At 64.4% G+C, this 2075-nt stretch carries 2 protein-coding genes; both read right to left on the bottom strand.

The features are described 5' to 3' along the window. The coding region (locus ACJ8KE_RS23700; protein ID WP_442517384.1) for a S8 family serine peptidase at window positions 1-1723 on the bottom strand (1723 nt) is incomplete at its 3' end. A 118-nt stretch (window positions 1724-1841) separates the two neighbouring features. Next, window positions 1842-2075, bottom strand: a 234-nt coding sequence (locus tag ACJ8KE_RS23705; protein WP_268602411.1) for an autotransporter outer membrane beta-barrel domain-containing protein, incomplete at its 5' end; no start/stop codon positions are given.

Raw genomic sequence — 2075 nt, forward strand, 5'->3', positions numbered from 1 at the left:
CCGGCTCGAAGCTGACGTCGCCGGCCACGTTCAGGGTGCCGATCGAGTTGCCCGGCGCCACGGTGCCGCCGCGGCGGGCGGTCAGCGAACCGACGGTGCCGCTGCCGCCGACGATGCCGCCGCTCTGCACGCTGACGGCCGAGGTGACCGAGCCGTTGATCGCCAGCCGCCCCTGATTGACCAGCGTCGGCCCGGAATAGGTGTTGGCGCCGGTCATGACCAGCGTGCCCCTCCCTTCTTTGGTCAGGCCGCCATGGCCGGAGATGTTGTTGGAGTAGACTTCCAGTTCGCAACTGATGTCGTCACACTTTCTGGCGTGCAGCGTGCCGGCATCCACCTCGGCGCCCAGACCCGGAATATTGGCGACAAACTGGGTCGGGCCGTAGGCCACGCCCGTCGGATCCGGAATGCGGAACTCCGCAGGAATATCTTCGACGGTATAGAACATGCCCGGGCCGTTGATGGCTTTGCCCAGGTTGATCATTCCCCAGCCGTAGAGCGCGTCGATGCCCGGCGCGCCCATGTCGGTGGCGGTGGTTTTCAGCACGTCGGCAATCTGCGCCGAGCTCATGTACGGGAAGCGCTGCAGCAACACCGCCACCGCGCCGGTGACGTGCGGCGTCGCCATCGAGGTGCCGTTTTTATTGCCGTAGTCCGACACCAGGTTGGCCGGATCGGAACCGTTGGCCACGGTGCTGTAGATTTTGCTGCCCGGCGACGAGACGCAGAAGCTGGCGGTATAGCCGCAACGGGAAGAGAAGCTGCTGATGGTGTAAGGCACGCTGTTGGTCGATGTCGCATCCTGCGCCACGCTGGCGACCGACAGCCAGTTCGGCGCGATGTCCGGCACGAAATAGGCCAGGCCGCTGATCACATCCGGCTGGTTGTAGTTGCCGTCGTTACCGGCGGCGAACAGCACCAGAATATTTTTGCGCGCCGCGTCGATGGCGCCCTGATAGCCTGCGCCGGCCAAACTGCCGAGCAGCGGTTTGACCTGATCGAACTGTTCCTGCGCATCCTTCAGCTCAAAGTGCAGCGCGTTGGGATCGCGGCCGCCGTCGGACAGGAAATCGGGAATACTGACGCCCCAGCTGTTGTTGATCACGCGCACGCCGCTCTTGATCATCGCCTGCCAGCCGGCATTGGTGACGGCGCCGTCCAGGCCAAGGAATTCGCCGTAGGCCGGGCCGTCGTTGTCGTTATCGACGCTGATCACCTGCGAATCGAAGGCCACGCCGTGCATGCCGACGCCGTCGCGGTTCGCCGCGCTGATGCCCGCGACGTGCACCCCGTGATTGCTCAGCATGCCCTGTGAACCGCTGTAGAAGTGGAAGGTGCCGTCGAAGTAAAAGCGATCGCCGGCGTTAATCCCCGGCCGGTGCGGATCGGTATAGGCGCGATAGCCTTCGGTGACCACGTTGATCAGTTTGCCGTCGCCGGCGAACTCGGGATGGCGGTTGACCGGGGTATCGAAAATGCCCACCTTCTGCCCTTTGCCGGTGTAGCCGGCGGCATAGGCCTCATCGGCGTGGATCGCCCCCAGCCCCCAGTTGGCGTTGAATTCGGCGCTGCGCCAGCTGGCCGGATCGCCGGCTTGGCCGCTCACCTCGTGCGGCGCCGCCTGCGCATACCCCGCCAGCGCCATGCAGCAGACCAGCGCGTTCAGCCGCCACGGCGAGCGGCGAGCGTTTCCTTTGCTATCAAAACCCATTGTTGTTGTCATTTCCTTACCTTTTGCTTGTTATTGGCCGACGCCCCAGGTGCGCCGGGTTCTCATTAGCAGGATGTGAAAAAGGAACCGCCCGCAGGCGGTTCCCGTACAAGGATTAAGTCGATGTTGCTTAGAAGCGCCAGGTGAAACCGGCGTTGACGCTGTTGTCCTGATGGTTCTGCGACAGCAGCCCGCCGTAGCCCAGCGACAGCGAGGCGTTCTCGTTCACCGCCACTTCCGCACCCGCCTTCAGCACCATCCCGTCGCGCGACACCGGCACGCTGTCCACCACGAACGGCGCGTTGCCGCCGTTGAACCGCAGCCCGGTGCCACGCTCCAGCCCGCCGTACTGGTGTTGCCACCC

Source organism: Serratia sp. CY56464, assembly GCF_052168435.1.
GTDB classification, from domain to species: Bacteria; Pseudomonadota; Gammaproteobacteria; order Enterobacterales; family Enterobacteriaceae; genus Serratia; species Serratia marcescens.